Origin of the sequence: Lysinibacillus sp. UGB7, assembly GCF_049058285.1 — a bacterium.
Classification (GTDB): Bacteria; Bacillota; Bacilli; order Bacillales_A; family Planococcaceae; genus Lysinibacillus; species Lysinibacillus sphaericus_B.
The window spans coordinates 95,644-118,552 of record NZ_JBMGUV010000009.1; the positions used below are offsets into that span (position 1 = coordinate 95,644).

General features: G+C 35.2%; 26 protein-coding genes. 20 read left to right on the forward strand and 6 right to left on the reverse strand.

Going from position 1 to position 22,909, the window contains the following annotated elements; translation table 11 throughout:
- Positions 1–145: 145 nt before the first annotated feature.
- A complete protein-coding gene (locus tag ACOMCU_RS10425; protein WP_421050123.1) occupies positions 146–1,606 on the reverse strand; it encodes a sensor histidine kinase in 1,461 nt (486 codons plus the stop codon).
- On the reverse strand, positions 1,599–2,264 hold the full coding sequence (locus ACOMCU_RS10430; protein WP_421050124.1) for a response regulator transcription factor: 666 nt from the start codon (positions 2,262–2,264) through the stop codon (positions 1,599–1,601). Before ACOMCU_RS10430 ends, ACOMCU_RS10425 begins: the two co-directional genes overlap by 8 nt.
- Before the next feature lie 195 nt (positions 2,265–2,459).
- Here ACOMCU_RS10430 and ACOMCU_RS10435 point away from each other — a divergent pair, with 195 nt between their 5' ends.
- The 9 genes from ACOMCU_RS10435 (at position 2,460) to ACOMCU_RS10475 (ending at position 9,827) form a co-directional block, all read left to right on the forward strand.
- Positions 2,460–3,317, forward strand: a complete 858-nt coding sequence (locus tag ACOMCU_RS10435) for a DUF72 domain-containing protein (protein ID WP_010857466.1) — start codon at positions 2,460–2,462, stop codon at positions 3,315–3,317.
- Positions 3,317–4,138, forward strand: a complete 822-nt coding sequence (locus ACOMCU_RS10440; protein ID WP_010857467.1) for a sulfite exporter TauE/SafE family protein — start codon at positions 3,317–3,319, stop codon at positions 4,136–4,138. Before ACOMCU_RS10435 ends, ACOMCU_RS10440 begins: the two co-directional genes overlap by 1 nt.
- 17 nt (positions 4,139–4,155) lie before the next feature.
- The gene (locus ACOMCU_RS10445; RefSeq protein WP_010857468.1) at positions 4,156–5,523 is read left to right on the forward strand and encodes a bifunctional metallophosphatase/5'-nucleotidase; all 1,368 of its coding nucleotides are present in this window, start codon (positions 4,156–4,158) and stop codon (positions 5,521–5,523) included.
- Positions 5,524–5,559: 36 nt separating this feature from the next.
- The gene (locus ACOMCU_RS10450; RefSeq protein WP_010857469.1) at positions 5,560–6,669 is read left to right on the forward strand and encodes an HD-GYP domain-containing protein; all 1,110 of its coding nucleotides are present in this window, start codon (positions 5,560–5,562) and stop codon (positions 6,667–6,669) included.
- A 23-nt stretch (positions 6,670–6,692) separates the two neighbouring features.
- Positions 6,693–7,490, forward strand: coding sequence for a sporulation protein YunB (gene yunB, locus ACOMCU_RS10455; RefSeq protein ID WP_080647613.1), 798 nt, complete (start codon positions 6,693–6,695; stop codon positions 7,488–7,490).
- Positions 7,491–7,606: 116 nt separating this feature from the next.
- Positions 7,607–8,530, forward strand: coding sequence for a lipoyl synthase (gene lipA / locus ACOMCU_RS10460; protein WP_010857471.1), 924 nt, complete (start codon positions 7,607–7,609; stop codon positions 8,528–8,530).
- A gap of 33 nt (positions 8,531–8,563) precedes the next feature.
- The gene (locus tag ACOMCU_RS10465) at positions 8,564–8,917 is read left to right on the forward strand and encodes a YutD family protein (protein ID WP_010857472.1); all 354 of its coding nucleotides are present in this window, start codon (positions 8,564–8,566) and stop codon (positions 8,915–8,917) included.
- Positions 8,918–9,042: 125 nt separating this feature from the next.
- A complete protein-coding gene (locus tag ACOMCU_RS10470) occupies positions 9,043–9,570 on the forward strand; it encodes a D-glycero-alpha-D-manno-heptose-1,7-bisphosphate 7-phosphatase (protein WP_421050125.1) in 528 nt (175 codons plus the stop codon).
- Positions 9,571–9,647: 77 nt separating this feature from the next.
- Complete coding sequence (locus ACOMCU_RS10475; RefSeq protein ID WP_010857474.1) at positions 9,648–9,827, forward strand: hypothetical protein; 180 nt, start codon at positions 9,648–9,650, stop codon at positions 9,825–9,827.
- A gap of 228 nt (positions 9,828–10,055) precedes the next feature.
- On the opposite strand, the gene ACOMCU_RS10480 is transcribed toward ACOMCU_RS10475, so the two are convergent.
- Positions 10,056–10,322, reverse strand: a complete 267-nt coding sequence (locus ACOMCU_RS10480; protein ID WP_010857475.1) for a DUF3055 domain-containing protein — start codon at positions 10,320–10,322, stop codon at positions 10,056–10,058.
- Between the two features lie 88 nt (positions 10,323–10,410).
- On the opposite strand from ACOMCU_RS10480, the gene ACOMCU_RS10485 reads away from it, so the two are divergent.
- Both ACOMCU_RS10485 and ACOMCU_RS10490 read left to right on the forward strand, forming a co-directional pair.
- Positions 10,411–10,863 (forward strand): DUF86 domain-containing protein, encoded by a 453-nt coding sequence (locus ACOMCU_RS10485; protein ID WP_421050126.1) that lies wholly within the window; start codon positions 10,411–10,413, stop codon positions 10,861–10,863.
- A complete protein-coding gene (locus ACOMCU_RS10490) occupies positions 10,860–11,612 on the forward strand; it encodes a TIGR01457 family HAD-type hydrolase (RefSeq protein ID WP_010857477.1) in 753 nt (250 codons plus the stop codon). Before ACOMCU_RS10485 ends, ACOMCU_RS10490 begins: the two co-directional genes overlap by 4 nt.
- An 85-nt stretch (positions 11,613–11,697) precedes the next feature.
- Here the strand turns inward: ACOMCU_RS10490 and ACOMCU_RS10495 are convergent, their stop codons facing one another.
- A complete protein-coding gene (locus tag ACOMCU_RS10495) occupies positions 11,698–11,934 on the reverse strand; it encodes a YuzB family protein (protein ID WP_421050127.1) in 237 nt (78 codons plus the stop codon).
- Between the two features lie 174 nt (positions 11,935–12,108).
- On the opposite strand from ACOMCU_RS10495, the gene ACOMCU_RS10500 reads away from it, so the two are divergent.
- Positions 12,109–13,176 carry an NAD(P)/FAD-dependent oxidoreductase gene (locus ACOMCU_RS10500; protein ID WP_010857479.1) on the forward strand — a complete coding sequence of 356 codons (1,068 nt, stop codon included), beginning with the start codon at positions 12,109–12,111 and terminating at the stop codon, positions 13,174–13,176.
- A 73-nt stretch (positions 13,177–13,249) separates the two neighbouring features.
- Here the strand turns inward: ACOMCU_RS10500 and ACOMCU_RS10505 are convergent, their stop codons facing one another.
- Positions 13,250–13,585 carry a YuzD family protein gene (locus tag ACOMCU_RS10505; protein WP_010857480.1) on the reverse strand — a complete coding sequence of 112 codons (336 nt, stop codon included), beginning with the start codon at positions 13,583–13,585 and terminating at the stop codon, positions 13,250–13,252.
- A gap of 82 nt (positions 13,586–13,667) precedes the next feature.
- On the opposite strand from ACOMCU_RS10505, the gene ACOMCU_RS10510 reads away from it, so the two are divergent.
- On the forward strand, positions 13,668–13,904 hold the full coding sequence (locus tag ACOMCU_RS10510; protein WP_010857481.1) for a NifU family protein: 237 nt from the start codon (positions 13,668–13,670) through the stop codon (positions 13,902–13,904).
- Positions 13,905–13,958: 54 nt separating this feature from the next.
- Here the strand turns inward: ACOMCU_RS10510 and ACOMCU_RS10515 are convergent, their stop codons facing one another.
- Positions 13,959–14,651 carry a DUF2225 domain-containing protein gene (locus ACOMCU_RS10515; RefSeq protein ID WP_421050128.1) on the reverse strand — a complete coding sequence of 231 codons (693 nt, stop codon included), beginning with the start codon at positions 14,649–14,651 and terminating at the stop codon, positions 13,959–13,961.
- Between the two features lie 184 nt (positions 14,652–14,835).
- Here ACOMCU_RS10515 and ACOMCU_RS10520 point away from each other — a divergent pair, with 184 nt between their 5' ends.
- From ACOMCU_RS10520 to ACOMCU_RS10550, 7 genes are all read left to right on the forward strand, one after another.
- Positions 14,836–15,210, forward strand: a complete 375-nt coding sequence (locus tag ACOMCU_RS10520) for a HesB/IscA family protein (protein WP_010857483.1) — start codon at positions 14,836–14,838, stop codon at positions 15,208–15,210.
- A gap of 174 nt (positions 15,211–15,384) precedes the next feature.
- Positions 15,385–16,413, forward strand: coding sequence for a tyrosine-type recombinase/integrase (locus tag ACOMCU_RS10525; RefSeq protein WP_421050129.1), 1,029 nt, complete (start codon positions 15,385–15,387; stop codon positions 16,411–16,413).
- A gap of 776 nt (positions 16,414–17,189) precedes the next feature.
- Positions 17,190–18,137 (forward strand): hypothetical protein, encoded by a 948-nt coding sequence (locus ACOMCU_RS10530; protein ID WP_421050130.1) that lies wholly within the window; start codon positions 17,190–17,192, stop codon positions 18,135–18,137.
- Between the two features lie 14 nt (positions 18,138–18,151).
- Positions 18,152–19,057 carry an HNH endonuclease gene (locus ACOMCU_RS10535; RefSeq protein WP_421050131.1) on the forward strand — a complete coding sequence of 302 codons (906 nt, stop codon included), beginning with the start codon at positions 18,152–18,154 and terminating at the stop codon, positions 19,055–19,057.
- A 179-nt stretch (positions 19,058–19,236) separates the two neighbouring features.
- Positions 19,237–20,169, forward strand: a complete 933-nt coding sequence (locus tag ACOMCU_RS10540; RefSeq protein ID WP_421050132.1) for a hypothetical protein — start codon at positions 19,237–19,239, stop codon at positions 20,167–20,169.
- A gap of 1,062 nt (positions 20,170–21,231) precedes the next feature.
- Positions 21,232–22,104 (forward strand): tyrosine-type recombinase/integrase, encoded by an 873-nt coding sequence (locus ACOMCU_RS10545; protein ID WP_421050133.1) that lies wholly within the window; start codon positions 21,232–21,234, stop codon positions 22,102–22,104.
- A gap of 53 nt (positions 22,105–22,157) precedes the next feature.
- Positions 22,158–22,901, forward strand: coding sequence for a hypothetical protein (locus tag ACOMCU_RS10550; protein ID WP_421050134.1), 744 nt, complete (start codon positions 22,158–22,160; stop codon positions 22,899–22,901).
- Positions 22,902–22,909: the final 8 nt, after the last annotated feature.

The following is a 22,909-nucleotide window of genomic DNA, read 5'->3' on the forward strand; positions in this document are numbered from 1 at the left end:
AAAAAGCTGCGAGACTCCTGCGGGAGAATGAACTAGCTAGACCTCGCACGAAACGTAGTGAAGGAGGAGGCTAGCTAGTTCATATGCGGAAAGCGAGTTGCTTTATCCGGACCTGATTATCATCTTCTTATTCAGAGTCAATTGTTTACGTTAACCTTTCCTTAATGGAAAAAGGGATAGTAACTGTAAATTGTATGCCCTGATCGGAATTATTCAAAGAATAGGTGATAGAAAGGGAATCAAAAATTTGCCTTACTATATAGAGTCCAAGCCCACTTCCACCAGTATTGCGGTTTCTTGATTTTTCGATTCGATAAAATGGTTCGAATATCTGTTGTATATCCTCTTCTTTAATTTTGACACCTGTATTGATGACTTGTATTTGGATAGTATTTTGATTTGGGTGCTCAGTTAGCTCTATATAAACTGTCTCTCCTTGTGGCGAATACATAATGGCATTATGAATAATGTTTTTTAAGGCTTTTTCTAATAAATCACGATCTGTACGTACTGAGAGATGAGGAGCAATTTGTTTTATAATTGTAATATTTTTTTGAGAAGCAAAAAAACCGAGATCTTTTGTCATTGTATCAATCAATTCTAAAAGTTTTACTTCTCCCAATTTCAGTTTAAAGGTATCTTGTTCTAGTTTTGACATACTTAAAATTTCGCGGACCAGTAGCTCCATTTCTTCGATAATTTTATGATTTTTCTCCAAATATTGGTCACGATTTTTATAAGGACCAATATTATAAATCATCCCTTCTAAGTAACCCTTCATAACAGTGAGCGGTGTTTTGAGTTCATGAGCAACCGTTGTAAAAAATTCTCTGCGTTTTATTTCGGCTTCTCGCTCTTTTTCGATATCACTTTTTAATTGCTCATTGGCCTTTTGTAAATCGAGCATGGTTTGCTGTAAATTTTTTGACATATCATTCAAGCTATTAGATAGTTCTCCTAATTCATCCGTAGAATGGAGTTGGATTTTTTTTGAAAAATCCAAGTTTGCCAGCTTTTGTGCGCCCTCATTAATATAGATAAGTGGTTTTGTTATGAACCTGGAATAAAAATAAGCACTTCCTAGACCAATTACAATGACAATTATACTTATATAAGGAAGGAAACGTACTAAGACCTGTGATGCTTCATCAATAGGTTGAAAAGTTGCAAACACAACAAGCTCTAAATTACCATCTTGGAATTGAATCGGCATGGTAACATTAAATGAATTACCAAGAATATCAGGATTCTTTGCTGGAGACGTTTTAGCAATCACTTTTGATTGAGTACCTTCCTGAACAAAGAAAGAAGGCGAATAAACAATTGTTCCTTCTTTATTTTGAAGGTAGATGAAGGCATTATTTTGTTTTGAGTATTCATCAAAGAGTGGAATAGCATCTCTAAATGTAAGATTCTTAGATTTATCAATTATTTCTTCTATGCCTGATTGAAGCTGATTTGTTTTATATTGCTCATGAAATGTTGGAAGAAAAAAGTATAATGTTAGATAAATCATGACAGCAAAAGCTAACAAGATGAGAGAGGTTATGATAAAGAGTTTATAGGTAATCCTCTTCATCTTCAGGAGTTTTAGTATATTATTCATCGATTTTATAACCAATACCCTTTACGGTTTTAATACAGGGTACATCTAATTTCTTCCGTATATTTTTTATATGCGTATCAATCATGCGTGTTTCACCAGAATAATCGTATCCCCAAACTTTTTCTACGATGATTTCTCTTGTGATTACTTTTTGCTTATTTTGAAGTAGCAGTTGAAGAATTTCAAACTCCTTTGTCGTTAATGGTATTTCAATATCATTAACATATACTTTGTAGGCGTCACAATCGACACGTATTTCATTAAAATTTAATTGATTTCCAGTATTTTGAAGGCAACTTCTTCTCAGGACAGCCTCGACTCGCCTAATCAAAACATGAAAGGAAAAGGGCTTCGTTATATAATCATCGATTCCGACATCAAAGCCTTGCATTTGATCTTGCTCTTCCTCTAATGCAGTGAGCATAATAATCGGTACACTTGACTGACTTCTAATCATTTTAGCTACTTCAAAGCCATTAAGGTTAGGCATCATCACATCTAATAGAATTAAATCAAAGGATTGCGCATTAAAGCGTTTCATGCCTTCTAAGCCATCTGATGCCACTTCAATCGTGTATTTTTGTGTCATTAAAAACTGTGTAATTAATTCTTGTATTTCTTGGTCGTCTTCTACTACAAGAATATGATAGTTCATCATTACATCACCTCATGAAGACATTATAACCTTGCAATCTGTAGTTTATGTGAAGATGTATTATATATAGTAATAATATAAAGACTTCAGGGTATACATGTGACTAACGCTACTCAGCTTTAGTCGCATTTTTTGTTGTACGGTCATTCGAAGTTAGAAAGTGTGTGCTATGATAATGTACATAGAGGAGGGAGTCACATGATTCGAGTTGGATTAACAGGCTGGGGCGATCATCCTTCACTGTATAGTGGAGTGACTGCCTCAAAGGAAAAATTATTCGATTATACTGGTCATTTTCTAACTGTCGAAGTAGATACTTCGTTTTATGCCATTCCATCTGTTGAAAATATACGTAAATGGTGTGAAAATACACCGGATCACTTCGGCTTTGTCGTAAAGGCCTATCAGGGAATGACAGGGCATTTACGTGGAGACATTCCATTTGAATCGAAAAATGATATGTTTAATGCATTTATTGCATGTGCGAATGAGTTTAAACGTCATGGTAAGTTAGCGATGATTTTAGCTCAATTCCCACCATGGTTTGATTGTCAGGCTAAAAATGTACAATATTTATTGTATATTAGGCAGCAATTGAAGGAGTTTGAGGTGGCGATTGAGTTTCGTAATCAGACATGGTATGCAGACAAGGTAGTACAGCAAACAATCGACTTTTTACGAGAGCATCAATTTATTCATACAATTTGTGATGAACCCCAGGCTGGAGTAGGCTCTGTGCCATTTTATCCAGAAGCGACTGCAAATAAAGCGCTCGTACGCATACATGGACGAAATATTCATGGCTGGCGTAATACGGGCAATACCGAAAATTGGCGCAAAGTTCGTTTTTTATACGATTATAATAAGGAAGAACTACAACAACTAGGGCAATATATTAAAAGCCTACAATTACAGGTGCAGGAGCTGTTTGTGTTATTTAACAACAATTCAGGTCAACATGCTGCAAAAAATGCAAAAGAATTACAAGAAATTTTAGCCATTAGAGATATTGGTTTGGCACCAAAGCAATTAAATATCTTTGAAGGGGAAATATAATGGAGTTTTTGCTACTAGTTTTTATTGCCATACTTTCAGGCTTGATAGGCTCACTTGTTGGGCTTGGTGGAGGTATTATATTAGTGCCAGCAACATTATTTATCGGATTAAATCTAGGGATGATTCCAGAGTTAACTCCGCAGAAAGTGGTTGGCTTATCTGTTGTGATGATGATTTTTACAGGTCTTGCATCAACACTGAGTTATATGAAATCCAAAACAGTTGATTATAAAAGTGGCTTTGTTTTTTTTATAGGAAGTATACCCGGCACAGTACTGGGCGCATGGGTAAACAAAGGCTTAGATTTGCCATCATTTAACTTATATTTTGGTATTCTTCTGATAATTTTGGCGACAATTTTACTTGTACGTGACAAATTGAAGCCAGTACGATGGTTTGTGGAAAATGGCACGAAACAACAATTTACAGATGCATCTGGTAAAACATATGTATACGGCTATCCAATTTGGTTTGCAGTGACAATCACGTTTGCAATCGGCTTTGCCTCAGGATTATTTGGCATCGGTGGAGGCTCCATGATTGTACCAGCTATGATTATTTTATTTTTATTTCCTCCTCACGTGGCAGTGGCGACATCCATGTTCATGGTGTTTTTATCGTCGATAGTTAGTTCAGCGAGTCATATTTATTTAGGACATGTCCCATGGCTCTATACAATACCTGTTATTCCAGGTGCATATATCGGTGCAAAGCTGGGGGCAGCGTTAAACAAAAGAATTAAATCAGATACGCTTGTGCTAGCCCTTCGAATTATTTTATTATTATTAGGAATTCGCTCAATACTTGATGGTTTATTATAAAAAAAGAGGTGGCTTGAATGCTTGAAAAAATTCATATTTTTCACACGAATGATTTGCACAGTCACTTTAAGTATTGGCCGCGAATGCAAAACTATGTGAAAGAAAAACGTGCAGAGTTTGCAGCTATTGGAGAAACAAGCTTTTTATTTGATGTCGGGGATCATTTAGATCGCTCAAACATATATACAGAAGCAACAATTGGACAGGGCAATGTTAAATTATTAAATGAAGCTGGCTACGATGTTGTGACAATAGGTAATAATGAAGGTATTACACTGTCTCATGAAGAGCTTTATCATTTATATGACGAGGCTACATTTGACGTCGTAGTAGCGAACGTCCATGCCACACAGGGGGAAAATCCCACGTGGATGAAGCCTTACGTTGTATTAACGACCGCATATGGCACAAAGATGGCAGTTATTGCAGCGACGGCAATGTTTGAAATCTATTATAAAGAACTAAACTGGCAGATGGATGAGGCACGAAGCACATTAATCCGCTTAGCCCTTCAACTTCGCAAAGAAGTAGATATCGTTGTTTGTTTGTCTCACTTAGGCATTACTGAAGATGAGCTTTTAGCACAAGAATGTCCTGAAATCGATGTGATTTTTGGGTCACACACACATCATGTATTTCCTAATGGCAAACTTGTGAATGATGTGCTACTTACAGGTGGAGGGAAGTTTGGGCAATTTACTGGCTATCTTGTAGTCGAGTATGATAAAAAAACGAGGAAAATTGTTGAAAAAAAGGATACTTTAATTCATAATAAGGACTTGCCTGAGGTTGAAAACGAAGAAGATTTACTGTTTTCATTCAAGGAAAAAGCTGAAAAATTACTAGATAAACCAGTTTTTCGAACTGAAAAATTTTATAATAAAGAGTGGTTTCATTATTCGCAATTATCTCATTTATTTGCACAAGCCATTTTAGAGAAAAGTGGTGCAGACGGTGCATTGTTTAATGCAGGTATTTTTCTAGATAGTCTACCAAAAGGAACTGTGACTGCTCTCGATTTGCATAAAATTTTTCCACATCCGATTAATTTATGTACTATTGAATTGTCCGTTTCAGAGCTGAAAGAAATTTTACAGCAATCCAAAAACGAAGAATGGCCTTATATTGAACTAAAAGGTTTAGGCTTTAGGGGTGTTATTTTTGGTAAGATGCTAATCTACGGTTTTTCAATGAATGAGGATCGACAAATACTCATTAATGGAAAGATTGCAGATAGCGACCGTATATACAAATTAGTAACACTTGATATGTTTACCTTTGGTTATTTTTATCCAAGCTTTAAATATGCTAAGAAAAAATATATACTACCTGATTTTTTACGAAATATTATGTTAGATTATGGGCAAAAGTTCTTTAAGCAATAGATAAATAAGCTTTAAGAATAGATTGGGGAAGAAATCATGCGATTAATTTCAATCGAAGTATTAAAAGAAGGAATGGTATTAGGAAGAACCATTTGGAATGAAGCGGGTCACCCTCTTTTAAAGAAGGACGTTGTCATTAACGAACGTATTATTCAAAGACTTCTACAGTTGAATACGCATTATTTATATATTGACGACGAAATTTCTGAAGGAATTGAAGTAATGGAGACCGTTCCTCCTGCTGTCCGAAATAAAACCGTCTCGACCATTAAAGATTCTTTCCAATCTTTAGATGGTTTAAATGCAGTTAGTGCCTCTTATGTGCTTGATCAGCAATCGAAAGCGATTGTTTCTATTGTGGATGAACTATTGGCGGCTGTAACGGGTAATGATGAAATTTTAACAATTTTAACCGATGCTTATTTATTCGATGAATACTTATACCAACACTCCTTTCAAGTAACACTTTATTCAATAGCCATTGCAAAAGAGCTGGGACATACTGCAGAGGATCTGCGCTTAATCGGTATTGGCGCTTTACTGCATGATGTCGGAAAGCTTATGGTACCGAAAGATGTCTTAACAAAACCAGGTCGCTTGACACATGAGGAGTTTGAAATCATGAAAATGCACACCAGGTATGGTTTTGATTTGTTACGAAATTTACACTCCATTTCTTTACTTGTTGCACACTGTGCCTTCCAACATCATGAACGTATCGATGGAAGTGGCTACCCACGCGGCTTAGTCGATTTTGAAATTCATCCATTCGCAAAAATTATAGGGGTAGCAGATGTTTTTGATGCGGTAACAACAAATCGTGTATATCGTGAAAAAATGCTTCCATCACAGGGGTTAGCGATTGTTGAAGCGGGCTCTGGCACCATTTATGATGCACGAATTGTTAATGCGCTGAAAAAGGCTGTTGTCCATTATCCAAATGGTGTGATTTTAAAATTATCAGATGGAAGAAGAGGCATTGTATCCAAACAAAATCCATTCAATGCCGCATTACCTTGGATTCGTATTTTTGAAGAACAAGATATATTACTATCAGCTACATATGAAATTAATTTAGTGGACTACCCAACGATGACCATTGCAAGTATTGAAACGGACTACATAGTACCAGCGAAAGCTGAATAATTTCCTCCTCCTGTTCATACGTTATGGAACAGGAGGAGATTTTTTTGTTTTTCCCTCGAAAAAGAATGAGATTAAGAACAAATAGTAAAAAAGGATTGCCGTTAAATCGTATAACAGTGCTGATTGTCAGTAGTATCGTCTGTCTATTACTATTCTTGTATTTTTTGAATGAACGTCTTATGCCGACCTATTTACAATATGCAGAAGTACAAACCAATAAAATTGCATCCTATGTTGTGAGTAAAGCTATCAACTCACGTACCTCAAATGTATTAGACGTCAATGATATTATTGAAGATATACCAGCTGGTTCGTCTGAAATGGTCACGACAAAATTTAATACAGAAATTATTAATCGTGTCCGTGCAGAAACATTAGAACTCGTGAAAATGTATTTAGAACAGGCTGAGCAAGGAGAATTAGCGCATTTACCGGAATTAGAAAACGTCGAATACGACATCAATAAGATACAAGATGGTGATGGCATTGTTTTTTTTGTACCACTTGGGCAAGCTGCAAACATTCCATTGCTCGGAAATTTAGGACCTAAAATACCGATTCGTTTTCATGTAATTGGCAATGTGCATAGCAATGTTACATCAAGCATTCAAGAGTTTGGCATTAATAGCGCCTATGTGGAAGTAGGAATTCATATAGAGGTTAACGTGCAAATTATTGTACCATTTGCAAGTAAATCTACCTCAGTTTCACAGGATATTCCAGTAGCAATGGGTTTGACAAGAGGACCAGTACCACATATTTATACAAATGGCAGCGAGGCACCACAGCCATCACTTGAGGTACCTGTACCTTATGATTAGAAATGTCGCTCGAATAGTAAATGTTAGTTGTTGCCGTTCGTATATTATGTTACATTGACAACAGTGAAGGTAGATGATATTTAACAATATATAATTTTGATAGGGGCGAAATTTGTATGACATCTTGTAAACCTACAAGCAATGAAAAAGAAGAACATTTAAGAAAACCAGACTGGCTAAAAATCAAACTAAACACGAACGATGAATATAAAGGGCTAAAAAAGCTCATGCGTGAAAAAAATCTACACACAGTTTGCGAAGAAGCACGCTGTCCAAATATTCATGAGTGCTGGGGTGAACGCCGTACAGCTACCATGATGATTTTAGGCTCCGTTTGCACACGTGCTTGTCGTTTCTGTGCTGTAAAAACAGGTTTACCGAATGAGCTAGATTTAGCTGAACCAGAACGAGTGGCAGATTCTGTAGCCATCATGAACTTAAAGCATGTTGTGATTACAATGGTTGCTCGTGACGATTTAAAAGATGGTGGTGCAGAGGTATTAGCCGAAACGGTACGTGCGATTCGTCGCAAAAGCCCTTTCACTTCTGTCGAGGTTTTACCATCTGACCTAGGCGGTATTGAGGAAAACCTTCAATTTTTAATGGATGCTAAGCCAGATATTTTAAATCATAATATTGAAACTGTCCGTCGTTTAACGCCAAGAGTACGCGCGCGTGCCAAGTATGAGCGTTCGTTAGAATTTCTTCGTTTAGCTAAAGAAATGCAACCAGACATTCCAACGAAGTCATCATTAATGATTGGCTTAGGAGAAACACACGAAGAAATTTTAGAGGTTATGGATGATTTGCGTGCTAATAACGTAGACATAATGACAATTGGTCAATATTTACAACCAACGAAAAAGCATTTACCTGTAAAAAAATATTATTCTCCAATAGAATTTGGTAAATTACGCAAAATTGCAATGGAAAAGGGTTTTAAGCATTGCGAAGCAGGACCGCTTGTACGTAGTAGTTATCATGCGGATGAGCAAGTGAATGCAGCAACAAAAGAGCGCCAGCTACAAGCAGATGTGTAAAGTTAAACGTTAGAAAAGAAAGGTGGTGTCACTTTGATTATTATTGAAGGATATGAATACGAGCTTATCAACGATTTCCGAGAGGCTTTTCAAGAGGACTTATTTAAAGAACGGTACTCGGATATTTTAGCAAAATATGATTATATTGTAGGGGACTGGGGTTATAATCAGTTACGTTTAAAAGGCTTTTTTGATGATAAAAATCAAAAATCAACCTTTGATACAAAAATCAGTACACTGCAAGATTACTTATATGAGTATTGTAATTTTGGCTGTGCTTATTTCGTCTTACGTAAATGTGGTAAATCAATACAGCAACCTGAAATGGCAATGGACGAAGCAACCGAAGTGGCAATGCCTATTGAAGACCCACAAATAACAGAATAATGATCATGACCTGATGTGAAAATTTGCATCAGGTTTTTTATATTGGTAGGTTTTATAAAATTGGTAACAATATAAAAGGAATGACGTACTGTGAAAACTAATTTTGGCATGAAGGTGTGAGATAAATGAAAAGAGCTGTCTTTTTAGATCGTGATGGCGTAATAAATGAAGTGTTAACGAATCGAGTTAAGTTTGTGAATAAACCGCAGGATCTATATTTTTTACCAGCTGTTCCACAAGCAATTAAAAAATTGAATAAGTACTTTGATTTTGTATTTGTAGTGACCAATCAAGGTGGTGTTGGATTGGGATTTATGAAGGAATCGAAACTCCAACAAATACATGTCCATATGATAAATGAATTGAAAAAACAAGGGGCAATTATACATGAAGTAGCTTATTGCCCGCATAAACCAAAGGCCGGCTGCGCTTGTCGCAAGCCGAATAGCAAATTAATAGTTGATTTAGGTAAAAAATACAATATTGATTTAGTGAAATCCTATATGGTTGGAGATACTGATACAGACATTATTGCAGGAAAAAGAGCAGGTACAAAAGGCGTTTTTCTCGGAAAAAGTGATCCCCTTGCTGATGCAATTTTCCCGGACTTAATCAGCGCTGTCGATTGGATTATAGAAGACGTAACTGCATAATTAGCCAGATTATAATTGTTTTTTCACAAGTATAAATCACATGAATAAGGTTAATTTATGTAGTGGAGGTGATTATTTTGGCTAATGAGAAACGAAAAAAAAGACAATTAGATCGTGAAGAATACGGATATGGTTTTGATATTAGTGTTGATGATTTAGGCGTAATTGGACAAAATAAACAAGCAAAGAAACAACATGATAATGAAAATAAAGATAAGCCTCACAATAAAGACAATCCATCCATTATCAATAAATAATAAAAAGTACTATGGATCAAACAATCCATAGTACTTTTTATGTAGGAAATAAGGGAAGGCTGTAGTGTTTATTAGGATATATTAGAGCCGAAATGTTCCCTCAATATCGGTCAATAAGCCGCCCACCACAAGAACCTCCACTGATTGAATGAGAGGGTTTACAGTGTCTATTTTGTCGCTTATACTCTGGGCACAGTAAACATTAAAAAAACACCCATGTGTAGGGTGTTAGTTAAGTAATTCTCGTAAATATTCACGCAGCTCGACTGTTTCTTCTTCTGAGCGATTGTATACGTGTTCAAGGTAGCCAGGCTCTTCCACATCGTCTGGACCAAGTATAGCGAAGCGGCCAAATTGAATGTCCATCACAAGCACTTTACCAAAGAAACGGCCTGATTGTAAAATCGCTAAGTCGTAACGAAGCTTTTGTCCTGCAAAACTGACAAAGCGTGTTTTTGTATCTTCTACATCATCATATAAGAAAAATCGTTCCATCTTTTAATCTCCTTCCAGTCCTATAGATATGGTACTATAGAAGAGAAATGACTATCAACTTTAAATGATTTGAATGGGGGCTTTCCTTGTGTATTTTGTAGATCGTAATAAAATCACAAAAAATTTACAGTACTTAGATGAACTATTAGCGATTTTTGAGGCAGAGGATAACTGGCTACAAAATGATATTAAAAAGTTAGCAATCGAGCGAATCGGCCATAATGTGATGGAATCAATGATGGATGTTGGTAACTTAATGATTGATGGCTTCATAATGCGTGATCCAGGTAGCTATAAAGATATTATTGATATTTTAATCGATGAAAAAGTCGTAACTACTGAAATGGAAGCTTCTTTAAAAGCAGTTGTTGGCTTACGCAAAATGCTTGTTCGTGAATTTATAAATGTAGATGTTGAAGAAGTTGTGAATGTCTTAACAATCAGTTTATCAACATTAAAACAGTTTTCAACAGCAGTAAATAATTACGTAACGAATGAGCTAGGTCCTGTTTCAGCATTTTTACCAGAGGATCATCAATGAGAACCTATAAGGCATATTGCTTTGATTTAGACGGCACTGTGTACCGCGGGAAGGAAGGCATTCCTTCAGCGATTGCTTTTATTCAAAGATTACAGGAAACGGGAATCGAGCCTTATTACGTGACGAATAATTCATCGAAAACGAGAGAGCAGCTACAAGAGGCTTTACGTGCTATTGGTGTAGATGCACCACTTCAACATATCTATTCAAGTGCATTGGTAACTGCGAAATATATAGCCCTAAATTTTCCTGGCCAAAAAGTAGCGATGATGGGTTCGGATGGTATCCTAACGGCGTTATATAATGAAGGAATAGAACTTGTAGACACTGAGTCAGATGTCTTTGTAATGGGAATTGATCGAACACTGGATTATATGGCACTTGCTAAGGCCACAATTGCTGTACAAAACGGCGCTACATTTATTGCAACTAATCAAGACATTAAATTTCCGACAGAGTATGGCTTTTTACCAGGGAATGGGTCATTTGCACGTTTAGTAGGGGAAGTTGCAGATGTTGAGCCAACTTACATTGGTAAACCATCACCTGCTATGCTTGAAGTGATTGCCACAGAACATGGCTTTACAAAAGATGAAATGGTGATGATTGGCGATAATTATGACACGGATATTATGTGCGGTATACGCTTCGGCTGTGATACAATCCATGTTAACACAGGTGTGACTCCGACAAAAATTGTCCATGAGAAAGAACTTCAACCAACTTATTGTCTTGAGACATTACTATAAAATATAAAAAAGGATGTTTATGTCGAATTTTTCGACATAAACATCCTTTTTCTATGTTTAAAAGAATTGATTTTTGTAAATAAAATTACCATAATGGATTTTCTTCGATAAATTGATAAATGGCTTTTGTTAGCTCTTCCGGAGAATCTGCCTCTACTAAATCACCATTAACGATGGCGTAAAAGGATTCTGAACACTTCGTACAATAACTAAGGCAGCCATATTCCAAAACGTCGATATTTGGATCGCGTTCGAGTATTTCATAAGTTTTTTGAGAGCCATTTGCTAAATTACTTACACAAAATTCAATCATTGGATTCATAATGTCACCTCGCCATTGTAATGCTACTCGCTTTTGAAACGTTCGTCAACGATTGATTTTGTGAAAACTTTCACAAATTTGCATTCTTATATTGTGAAACATCTCACAATCGGTTATACTCGTTTGTGGATACTTTGTGAACAATTATAATTAGTGATATAAAAGGAGACTATTATGGGGAAATTAGTACTTTTAGGTGGCGGCTATGGCAATATGCGTGTCATGCTTCGTCTATTACCAAATAACTTACCTTTAGACACGGAAATCGTGCTAGTAGACCGAGCACCTTTCCATAGTTTAAAAACAGAATTTTATGCATTGGCAGCAGGGACTTCGACAGATAAAGAAATTCGTGTAAGCTTCCCAGAGCATGATCGTTTAACGGCTGTATATGGAGAAGTCGTTGACATCAATCGTACAGAAAAAGTAGTCATACTAGAAGATGGGCAACGAATTGAATATGATGATTTAGTCATTGGACTAGGCTGTGAAGATAAATATCATGATGTACCGGGTGCAGAAGAGTACACATATAGCATTCAAACAATGGCAAAATCACGTGCTACATTCCAAGCGCTATGTGGATTACCTGCAGGTTCTACTGTCGGTATTGTAGGTGCAGGTTTAAGTGGTATTGAGCTTGCAAGTGAGCTACGTGAAAGTCGAGCAGATTTAAACATAAAATTATTTGACCGTGGCCAGCGTATTTTAAAGGACTTCCCAGAGAAGCTAAGTAAATACGTAAAAGAATGGTTTACCAAACATAATGTAGATGTTATCGCAAATTCCAATATTACAAAAGTGGAACCAGGTAAAATTTTCAATCACGAAGAGGAAATCCCACTTGATGCTGTCGTTTGGACTGCTGGCGTACAGCCTGTGAAAATTGTCCGTGATTTGGATGTCGACAAGGATCGTCAAGGTCGTCCAATCGTAACACAATACTTTAATGTACTTGATGATGAGCACGTATATGTTGTAGGAGATTGCGCCTCTTCGGAATTTTCTCCAAGTGCACAATTAGCAGAGGAACAAGCAGAACAAATTGTCAAAGTACTTCGCATGCGTTGGAAAGGTGAGCATTTACCGGAGAAAATGCCAGATATTAAATTAAAAGGTTTCATGGGTTCTCTTGGTAAAAAACAAGGTTTTGCTTATTTAGCAGATACAACTGTCACTGGACGTATTGCACGTTTAATGAAATCCGGATTACTATGGATGTATAAATACCAAAACGATTAAGAATTGAACGAAATTACTAGCATTGACAAAGGGATTGTTCGAAGGTTAACTTCGAACAATCCCTTTCATTCGTTTATACGGTTTCGTCTGGCGTGAATCCTAAATTTTCAAGTGCTGTCAAGACTGGTTTTAATTGCACATAGCCTTCACCAACCACCTCGTCATTAATGAGTACAAGGGGATAGAAAAATTCATCTTCTTGAATACGCGTAGCATAATCTTGATCACGTTCATTCTCAATTGGACCTTCTATATCGACATAGCGAATGTCATATGCTTGGTTCGGGTATTTGCGATCAATAGCAGCTTGTAGCCATTCATATGTATCCTTTGAAGATGGAGCATTAACACAGCTTGCGCAAATGACAGCTGTTCCAAAAATTTCAATAATTGGTTTAGTGTGTTCCATAGTATTTCTCTCCCCGTGATTCAATATTGGATTTTTTCTGTTGCTAACATTATAATCATTATAAGGAAAGGAGTCGAGACAAATGGCAGAAGCAACAATTAACGACCAAGTTCAAGAAGTATTAGATAAATTACGTCCATTCTTATTACGAGACGGTGGAGACTGTGAATTAGTAGATGTAGAAGATGGCATTGTAAAATTACGTTTATTAGGTGCATGTGGTAGTTGCCCAAGTTCTACGATTACACTAAAAGCAGGTATCGAACGCGCATTATTAGAAGAAGTACCAGGTATTATTGAAGTAGAACAGGTTTTCTAATTCGTGTGTCTTAAAAAGTTCTAGCCAACTAACATGGCTAGAACTTTTTTATGTTTATGCTTGACGTGCTTCTTCTTTTTCTTTACGAATAATGGCCCATTGTTCTTTAGCCATATCAATGATTTTTGCTTCTCCACCAGTGCTTTGCTTTTCGATAACTCTTGAAAAGAAGCGTGTCGCATTTTCTAAATCACCAACACGTCGTGATAATTCTGCAATCATATACATAATTCGTATATCTGACATTTGCGTAGAGCTATAATCATCTGTAGAATAAGATTCCATATAATGGTCCCGGGAAATTAACATAAAACGCTGCTCTTGCCCGCCATTCTTCAGCGAACGATACAGCCATGCAAGACGCAATGCAAGACCTGCTGTTGCTACAAATTTCTCTTTTTTTATCGTTCCACAAAGAAAAGCCAATTTATATGCTTGAATAGCCTGGAATACGGTGCGTTCTCCTTTAAAATCATGATGCACCCATTTTTCAGTGATTTGAGCACGTATATCATCTTGTACGCCAGGAGCAAAATATCTAGTAAAGTCTTCTGTAAACGAGAATCCACAATGCTCACAGACGAATACATTGTAGTAAAGGGCATTGACGCCGTCTGCATAAATCGGATGAAAATCTGTTTCGGTATGATCTACTTTTATGAATTTAGAGCGTACTTTTAATGTTGGAAATTCTTTTTTGCAATTAAGACATTGGACTTTTTTTTCGTAATACGGTGAAATCTCCATAATTTATACCTCTTTCATCAACATTGTTATAACTATTATACCAATTCATTTGTTAAGTACATGAATAAAAAAAACTAATTAAGTGAAAAAAACGGCAATATTGCAAAAAATACACTTGAAGCTGAATGTTTGTCATACAATAGTCAAAATTGATATGATAATGAATAAGAAAGAAGGTGAAGGGATGACAAGTTTAAAGCAAGTAATAGAAGTGACGGAGGCTGCCGTCTTTCATATTAATGAAATGATGGAGCATAATGCGGAGCAAGGCTCTTTTTTGCGTGTGGTTGTTAATGGTGGTGGATGTAGTGGCCTATCGTACGGTATGCATTTCGATAAAGAGAAAAAAGATGATGATTTAGAAGATGTACAATACGGTTTAACTATTCTTGTTACCCGTGAAGATGCGCCTATTCTAACGGGAACGAAAATTGACTATAAACAATCGCTTATGGGCGGTGGCTTCACCATCGATAATCCGAATGCGATTGCATCATGTGGCTGTGGCACAAGCTTTAAAGCGGCAAAGCGTGAAGGTACGCCTGAAGTTTGTGACTGATTGAGCTTGATATAAATGTTGAAGAAGGATTGTAAATTGCAGTTAAAATAGGTGTGTACACAATCCCGATAATATGTAAACACAACCCTAAAATAGCGTATTTTGGGTTGTGAATACCGAGCCTTTTTGATTTGTATGTTGCAAAAACATAACAAATTGAGGAGGCTTTTTTGTATGGTTTTAAAAAAGAGAAAACGAACAGCTATCGGTAAAATGGCAATGGAGAAGGAATACCCAAAGATTACATTTGAGCAAGCTATTGACCTTGTAACTTCTGCTAAAAGTGCTGAGGGCGTGCGTGCGAGAACATTGAAGGACTACCACAAGGATTGGGGTTACTTTGTTAAATGGTTAGAGCAGACCTATGAGATTGAAACAGTTGATGAACTAACACCACAAATTTTTCGTGATTATATCAACTATCTCAAGTATGATGCCAAAAAGTATGAAGGGCATAAATTCATTAAGGAAGAACAAGGAATAGGGTTGGCTGATACAACAATCAACATTCGATTAAGAGTTTATAAAGCCATGTTCAACCATTTAGAGCGTGAGGGATTGATAGCGTTTAATCCTATGGAGTCTGTAAGGCTTATAAAGCAAGATATAGACCTGACAAATTGCTTTACCGATGAAGAAGTGAAGGAGCTTTTCAAACAGCCTGAGAAGCGTGATTACGTTGGCTTTCGTGATTATGTTGCAATGACGCTTCTATTAGATTGCGGACTTAGAGCAAATGAGCTACTAAGCTTACGGGCGGCTGATATAGACTTTCAGACACGCTTCATAACGCTCAAAGCTGAGGTGAATAAGAATCGTAAACCACGCATTGTGCCAATGTCAGCTCATTCAGTCAAAATGCTTATACAGCTATTAGGTGAGAATAAGAAGCATTTCACTACGGATAGGATTTTTTTATCACAATGGGGAGAGCCTTTGGGACAAAATCATTTCAATAAACGCTTAAAATTTTATGCTGAGAAAGCAGGAATCAAGGGTAAGAAGGTTACTGCTCACGTTTACCGTCATACATGGGCAAAGAATATGACGCTCAATGGCTGTGATTCATTCACACTTCAAAAGATGGGGGGGTGGAGCGATATTAGGACAATGCGAAGATACATCCAAATGGATACAGACGATTTACGTAAGACGCATGATAACTATTCACCTGTGATGAATATGCTGAATAAGAAGCAATAAGATTACTTTAATAATGGCTGTCTATACCGTAGATTCAAGAATATTTGTTTCTGTGATGTAGTCAGTCATTTTTTCACCAAGCTGTTGTCCTCAACTCTGGCTTCATATTAGCTAGAAATACGTTGAAGTAGGTATCGGGCAAACATTTTAATAAAACTATTTTTCAAAAAACACGTTCAAAAATAGCAAAATAACATATAATAGATAGTGTAAGGTTTTTAGGCACATACAGCAGAACATACATCTCGACAATGAGATAGTGCCTAGTACAGTCAAATAGGTTTTTGAAGTCCTTTTCAAAGGGTTTATTTAAGTTTGCCTTTTATGTATCGTAACAGGCTTATTAGATATGAACTTTTTTATGGACTTGACTATGCTAGGAGTAATCTGTTGTTTTGAGAATTTGGTCTAAGAATACAAGAACGTAAACCAAAACATTTCAAATGACAGACACTTTTAAACATTAGTTTAAGGGTGTCTTTTTATTGTTTATCGATAACAATTTACTGGTTCATTTAGCTCCTCGACTTTCCATCATCAACCTACATTTGAGTATCTTCATGACACCTTTATTACCCAGTTTAAAGAAAGAACCTTATTAAAGAAAGAACAAGAGAGGAGCAATAAAAATTAATGATAAGAATTTTGTAAAAGTACAAAATAGGTTAATTACTGAAAATGGAGAATCACATATCTCTAGTGATGGTTTATATCTATATGTACTAATTAATTCACAACTAAATTTTGAGAAAACATTTGCTACTAACAGAGATGTTTTGATTCAACAGCTACAAGGGATATATGGGGCTAAGCGAGATACTATAGTTAAGAAACTAAATGGTGCATTAGAAGAAATATTAGAAAAGACACCATTAGTTATTAATAATACAGAGTGGCAGAGTGCTTCGAGTAAAGACCTACTAATCTTTTCAATGCCTGAGAACCAAGAGTATCATACACAAGTACCGTATGAAGTTATAACGTCAGTTAATGATGTGGACATGCTTTATATCTATGTGTGTGTTTCTCGATGGGCTAATTATCAAGAGGGCTTCTTCAAATGCCCTTATACACGCTGGGCAAAGTTACTTCAATGCTCAGAGAGAACAGCTAAAAGCAAAATTAAAGAAGCTGTCTCAAGTAAATTGATATTTGTTAATCGTGGCAACTATGTCGAAGGTTCTTCTAAGAAGCAAGAGATTAATGAATATACGATTAAACCAATTGAACAGAAGGATAAGACCATGGCTTCTGTTGCTTATGAAAAAGCCGAGAATAGCAAGTATTATGACGGAATTTTAGGATATGATAAAACACCCTTAGCTGAAAGAAAAGGTTTCTATGAATATGCTAATCAAGTGGTGATTGCAACTTGGGCTTTTGAAAACCCTGATAAAACAATTTATCCAGAAAATGACCATTACTATACGGTTGCTATTGCTGAAAGAAGAAAGAAAACACATCTATTAGCACCTGAAGAAGAAAAGCTATTAGAAGTGGCACAGCGAAGAATTAAGATTCTTTCGACTAATGAAAAGCTAAAAGCCATTGTTCAAGACAAGATAGAACGGGCAAAAAAGCTAGTTAATCAAATTAGTAAAACTGATATTTTATTCGTAACATTTCAAGACAAAACAAAAAAGAAATCGCCAGTGACTACAACTCCTATGAATGGATTTGAACAATCATTATTAGAAGAAGATGACCCATTTGGCGAAGACTAAAGGAGTTTTTAAAAATGACTATTAATACAATTCAAAATGAAGTAGAAGTAAAGGTGAACGTTGCCGAGAAGAAAAAGAGAAGCCGAGGGAACTTTATTAAAGAAGAAGGAGACATTCTAAAAGTTTACCCCAACGATGATAATGCAATTCCGTTTATATTTGATGCTGAAGACAGAGCCATACTAGAAAAATATACTATCTGTCGAAACAAACAAGGCTATGCAATTGCCAATGATAAAACTCTTGGTAAAAAAGTATACCTTCATCGAGTGGTGATGAAGATGCTAGATAAACCTTCTACAGATTTTGTAGACCACATTGATGGAGATAAGTATAACAATAGAAAATCAAATCTTCATATATGTCATAGAGAGGATGCCAATAACCAAAGTAATGTACATTTTATTTTTCCGAATGGAGGAATAGTGAAACGTTATCGTACCCCAAATGACACATTTATATTAGCTTACACTGATGGTATTATGCCATATGTGGAATTTGATTATTACAATTATTCGGACTTAATAGTGCATTATAAGTCACTTTATGAATATGGTTTCGAGCAAACTACAAAGTTAAAATTATTGGAAAGTAAACTTGAATGTTTTAAGAGAATTGAGACTTCTAAATCAAAAAAAGAAGTAAAAAAATTGCAAGGTGAACTAAATGAACTTGATGCTCTGATGGAAAAAGTGAAATTAGCATACGATTATGCAAGACTTTTAAAAGCAAAAAGTTGTATGCCTAGTGGACTTTTCTTTACAGATAAAAGGTTGCGATTAATAGGTGAATTAGATAAAACTCCAAAAGAAATTGTTGAATTGGGGGTTATTCCTGATGTGATTTACTTTGGGAATTATCAAGATAAACCAATAGCGGGAGACCATTCAGTTAAACCAAATAGAAAAACAATATATTAGTTTGAAAAGAAGCACACAATCTATGTGGCGGTGGTGTGCTTTTCCTTACTTCTTTCTCTCAACTGCCCTCAGACGATTCGGGGATTAGTTAGACGTATAACATTTAATATATGCTTTTCTTGTTGGTAAATGATGGGTTAATCTGTATGATGAAAATTAATTGAAGGGGGAATATATTAATGAGGTTTGTAGAAATAGAGAAACAACTTATTGCATTAAAGAATGAAATTATAGATTTCAAAGATTATATAAATATAATTGTGAAAACTAATGAAGAACTCTCTGATTATAAGAAAAAGAGAAAACATAGTGATGAGTCTTTATTAGAATTTATAAAAGTGACACTAGATGAGGCAGGATTATTTGATTACTTTCATGTAGAAATGAACTCATTGAAAGAAAATATAGGTGCTTATACAAATACAGAAATAAAAGAGTTCAATGATGCATTGAACTCTATACTTAATAAAGTTGATTTACTATTTCATGTCGAATCACTTACTAGGTCAAGCCAAGAAAAATATAATTACATATATGCGATTAAATTACCGAAGTATGAATATTTTGAAGATGTAGCAGACTTTACAAAGCAATTGAATTTTATTTTTTCTACGGTAATGTATAATAATGGGAAAGTTAAGTTAGTTGGTTTTGATAAAGGTTCTGAATGGTATCAAGTTGCATTAGATAGTTTGGTTGACTTTAAGTTGATGGCATTATTTATAACTGAAGTTACAAAGTATGTAAAAATAAAACTTGAAGATAGACAAAGAGAAAATGAAATAGATTTGGATGATGAAATTAAAAAGGTAATTCTAGATAATATGGCAACAAATCAAATGGCGATAAAAGAACATACAGTAAAAAGAATTTTAAATGAAAGTGGTTATATTGATGACCATGAAGAATATGAAAAACACCAAAGAGCGTTTGAATATATGGCTGAATTAATGATTAGGGGAACTAGAGTTGAAGTCGATAAACAAACTACAACAAATGATTCAGAACAAGATGAAACTAATTTACAGTTACCAAGTTTAGAGAGTGTACAAAGATTATTAGATACTTATAGTGACATTTTAATTGAACATATTGAAAATGATGAAGAATAAAAATTTGGGAGGTAGAGTGTATGCTCTGCCTTTTTTGTTTGTCTCTAACAGATTCATGTCACTGTTACTTCAACCGATACGAGCAGGTATAAACCGCTACTAATCTAATCAATCGCTATGGTAGAGGAATCACATCATAAACCTGTATTAGTTGCTCTGTTGAATAGATAGATAAATAAGTAGCGGTACATAAGTGAAAATGTGCCATTGCTTAAAGCGAATGATTATGAACAGATATTTACATAGATAAACTAGGATGCTAACGATAGCGACTAGATGGGGTATCATCAGAAAAATACGAATTTACAACGTTAAGGAAAGAATTGTCCCCAAAACTCGCTTTGGAAGGTTTGATATGCTATATTAATTGGATTTTTATTACAATAATAGGGGATATAATGTATATTATTTTACCTTTGGTTGATTTAGTTGATGTTCTAGCTTTTGTGGCTTTTGATTTAAGCTGTTTATTATTACAAGGAGGTGTACGTATTTTATTAATTTTACTTGTAAAATCTGTATGTTTATTGTTTTTGTTTGGTTGTAAGAGCTTATTTAGGAGCGTTTTGAGAGAGTCTATTAGATATTCATATGTTTGCACTTGCAATTTGGTATTTTTGAGGTGTACGATTAATGAAAGACATATAATGTATATTATTTTACCTTAAGGAGCAACAGTCTAATTGTTGCACTTTTTATTTTTGTATTATTAATACATTCTTAAGCTATACAAGGCTATAAAAAATAACGTTCAAAAAATGAAAGTTTAGAAACCAACTTAAAAGTCACAAATGTTGATACATCAACGTTTTGTGGCTTTTCTTATACAAGTGACGCAAACGGTTGATGTAGCAGTCTTTTTACTTGTTTGGTTTGTTTTTTGCTTTGCATAAAATCGTGTATATTAGCGCTGTAAATCTGCATTATTCTGACGCTACCCCTAGATGCTCATTCTCTAAATATACCAATAAGAATGATTATCAAGTTACGAAAAGGTTGCTTTTCATAACTTGAGAATGATATACTTTTTTGGATAATTTAACAAAAAAGGTTGTGAATATCATGGGAGAAAAAGTAATTCAACTTACTCAAATGATTGAAGGTCGAAAAGTTGATACGAAAATCAAAGAGCAAATTGAAAAAAAGTCTAAAATGTATCAAGGTGACTTTAAGCGTTTTAAAAAATATGCAACAGTAGCAGGAGTAGACGTATCGTTCGTAGGACTTGAAGCCTACCTATTATATACAATTGAACAAGGAAGGAAGTTAAACACGTTTAATCGCAGGTCAGCAAGCGTGAAACATTTCCTAGTCAATGAGCTAGGGTTAGTTGAAACAGAAGCTAACAAGCAACGTATAGCCTTATTACGTCAAATGTATAATGATGTTGAACACGCACAGCAAAAACAAGTGAGTGGTCAAGTAGCCCAACCAAAAGAAGAAATGATAGCCTTGATTGAGAAACTTGATGTGAGAGCGAAAGCGATAGCTCTATTCAACTTAATTACAGCTTGTAGACCTTCTGAAATGGTCACTATTAAAATCGGTGATTTTGACTTAAATAATCGTTCGGTGAAGGTTTACCTAAAGAAACAAAAGGAATGGCATACAAAGCGATTAACACTTGAATGTATCAACGCTATCAAAGATTATATCAATGCCTATGGTTTGGAATCAGAAAGCTATCTTGTAGGTAAGGTTGATAAGCATAACAATTATACAAGCTCACAGGTTTCAGATATTGCCTATAGGAAGTCGATTCATAAATGGTTAGGCTTTGCACCGTACACGCTACGTAAGACACAGATTTCAGCCATGCACGAAGCAGGAGCAGACCTAGCAACAATCGCAAAGCAAAGTGGTCATAAGAATCTTGAAACAATTAATAAGCACTATCTATCGGTAAACGATAAAATGATTGATAAATACTTATAGTAGAAATCTTAAAATCATAAATTGGGTGGTAGATATAAAAGGAGGCATATTGTTTGGTAACTACAAATAAATGGATAAGTAAAGATGTTTTTAATCTTGAATATGAAACTGAATCATCTATTGTTCTAAATATTGTGGATTTGAAACGGGCGTATGAAGTGTGGGAACATGCAAGGTCTTTGATAGAAAATAATGAATCGGGGTTTCACCTATCTGATGGAATTGCAAATTTAAAAAGGGCTTTAAACCAAAGACTACAACTCATTGAGAAAATATATAATTTTAAGAATATTAATTTGGAAGGGAAACCCAAGGGGTATTTAGAGTTATTAGAGTTCTTCGGTATTGTTAGACCTTTTTTAATGAAACAGTTATTAATAATTAGAAATGATATTGAACATAGGGATGCTGAACCTCCTTCGTTTGAAAAATGCTTAGAGTTACTAGATGCTGTATGGTATTTTTTGAAGTCGACTGATTATTTAGTTCGATATTCTACAAATACATTAGTTTACGAAGAAGAAAATATTATTCCCGAGGATAATAGTTGGGTTGAATTGAAGTATAGATTTGATGTACATAGTTTAATGATTAGAGGAAGATTAACTTCTGTTTTTGTTTATGATTCACCAACCGAAAATTCGTTTGAAATGGAATGTACAGTATATGACACAGACAAGACAGATATAGAATTTAGTATTAGTAGAGGGAAAGTCTTTAATTATTTTGATAGAGAATTGAACATAGGTGATACAGAAAAGACATTTTTGATTAAAAAATTTTTATTGAATATCTAGTTAAAATC

What these genes read in the sequence shown, in the direction of transcription:
- ACOMCU_RS10425 (WP_421050123.1), bottom strand. Translation starts at nt 1,606, where the DNA reads ATGAATAATATACTAAAACTCCTGAAGATGAAGAGGATTACCTATAAA.
- ACOMCU_RS10430 (WP_421050124.1), bottom strand. Translation starts at nt 2,264, where the DNA reads ATGATGAACTATCATATTCTTGTAGTAGAAGACGACCAAGAAATACAA.
- ACOMCU_RS10435 (WP_010857466.1), top strand. Translation starts at nt 2,460, where the DNA reads ATGATTCGAGTTGGATTAACAGGCTGGGGCGATCATCCTTCACTGTAT.
- ACOMCU_RS10440 (WP_010857467.1), top strand. Translation starts at nt 3,317, where the DNA reads ATGGAGTTTTTGCTACTAGTTTTTATTGCCATACTTTCAGGCTTGATA.
- ACOMCU_RS10445 (WP_010857468.1), top strand. Translation starts at nt 4,156, where the DNA reads ATGCTTGAAAAAATTCATATTTTTCACACGAATGATTTGCACAGTCAC.
- ACOMCU_RS10450 (WP_010857469.1), top strand. Translation starts at nt 5,560, where the DNA reads ATGCGATTAATTTCAATCGAAGTATTAAAAGAAGGAATGGTATTAGGA.
- yunB (WP_080647613.1), top strand. Translation starts at nt 6,693, where the DNA reads ATGGAACAGGAGGAGATTTTTTTGTTTTTCCCTCGAAAAAGAATGAGA.
- lipA (WP_010857471.1), top strand. Translation starts at nt 7,607, where the DNA reads ATGACATCTTGTAAACCTACAAGCAATGAAAAAGAAGAACATTTAAGA.
- ACOMCU_RS10470 (WP_421050125.1), top strand. Translation starts at nt 9,043, where the DNA reads ATGAAAAGAGCTGTCTTTTTAGATCGTGATGGCGTAATAAATGAAGTG.
- ACOMCU_RS10480 (WP_010857475.1), bottom strand. Translation starts at nt 10,322, where the DNA reads ATGGAACGATTTTTCTTATATGATGATGTAGAAGATACAAAAACACGC.
- ACOMCU_RS10490 (WP_010857477.1), top strand. Translation starts at nt 10,860, where the DNA reads ATGAGAACCTATAAGGCATATTGCTTTGATTTAGACGGCACTGTGTAC.
- ACOMCU_RS10495 (WP_421050127.1), bottom strand. Translation starts at nt 11,934, where the DNA reads ATGAATCCAATGATTGAATTTTGTGTAAGTAATTTAGCAAATGGCTCT.
- ACOMCU_RS10500 (WP_010857479.1), top strand. Translation starts at nt 12,109, where the DNA reads ATGGGGAAATTAGTACTTTTAGGTGGCGGCTATGGCAATATGCGTGTC.
- ACOMCU_RS10505 (WP_010857480.1), bottom strand. Translation starts at nt 13,585, where the DNA reads ATGGAACACACTAAACCAATTATTGAAATTTTTGGAACAGCTGTCATT.
- ACOMCU_RS10510 (WP_010857481.1), top strand. Translation starts at nt 13,668, where the DNA reads ATGGCAGAAGCAACAATTAACGACCAAGTTCAAGAAGTATTAGATAAA.
- ACOMCU_RS10515 (WP_421050128.1), bottom strand. Translation starts at nt 14,651, where the DNA reads ATGGAGATTTCACCGTATTACGAAAAAAAAGTCCAATGTCTTAATTGC.
- ACOMCU_RS10520 (WP_010857483.1), top strand. Translation starts at nt 14,836, where the DNA reads ATGACAAGTTTAAAGCAAGTAATAGAAGTGACGGAGGCTGCCGTCTTT.
- ACOMCU_RS10525 (WP_421050129.1), top strand. Translation starts at nt 15,385, where the DNA reads ATGGTTTTAAAAAAGAGAAAACGAACAGCTATCGGTAAAATGGCAATG.
- ACOMCU_RS10535 (WP_421050131.1), top strand. Translation starts at nt 18,152, where the DNA reads ATGACTATTAATACAATTCAAAATGAAGTAGAAGTAAAGGTGAACGTT.
- ACOMCU_RS10540 (WP_421050132.1), top strand. Translation starts at nt 19,237, where the DNA reads ATGAGGTTTGTAGAAATAGAGAAACAACTTATTGCATTAAAGAATGAA.
- ACOMCU_RS10545 (WP_421050133.1), top strand. Translation starts at nt 21,232, where the DNA reads ATGGGAGAAAAAGTAATTCAACTTACTCAAATGATTGAAGGTCGAAAA.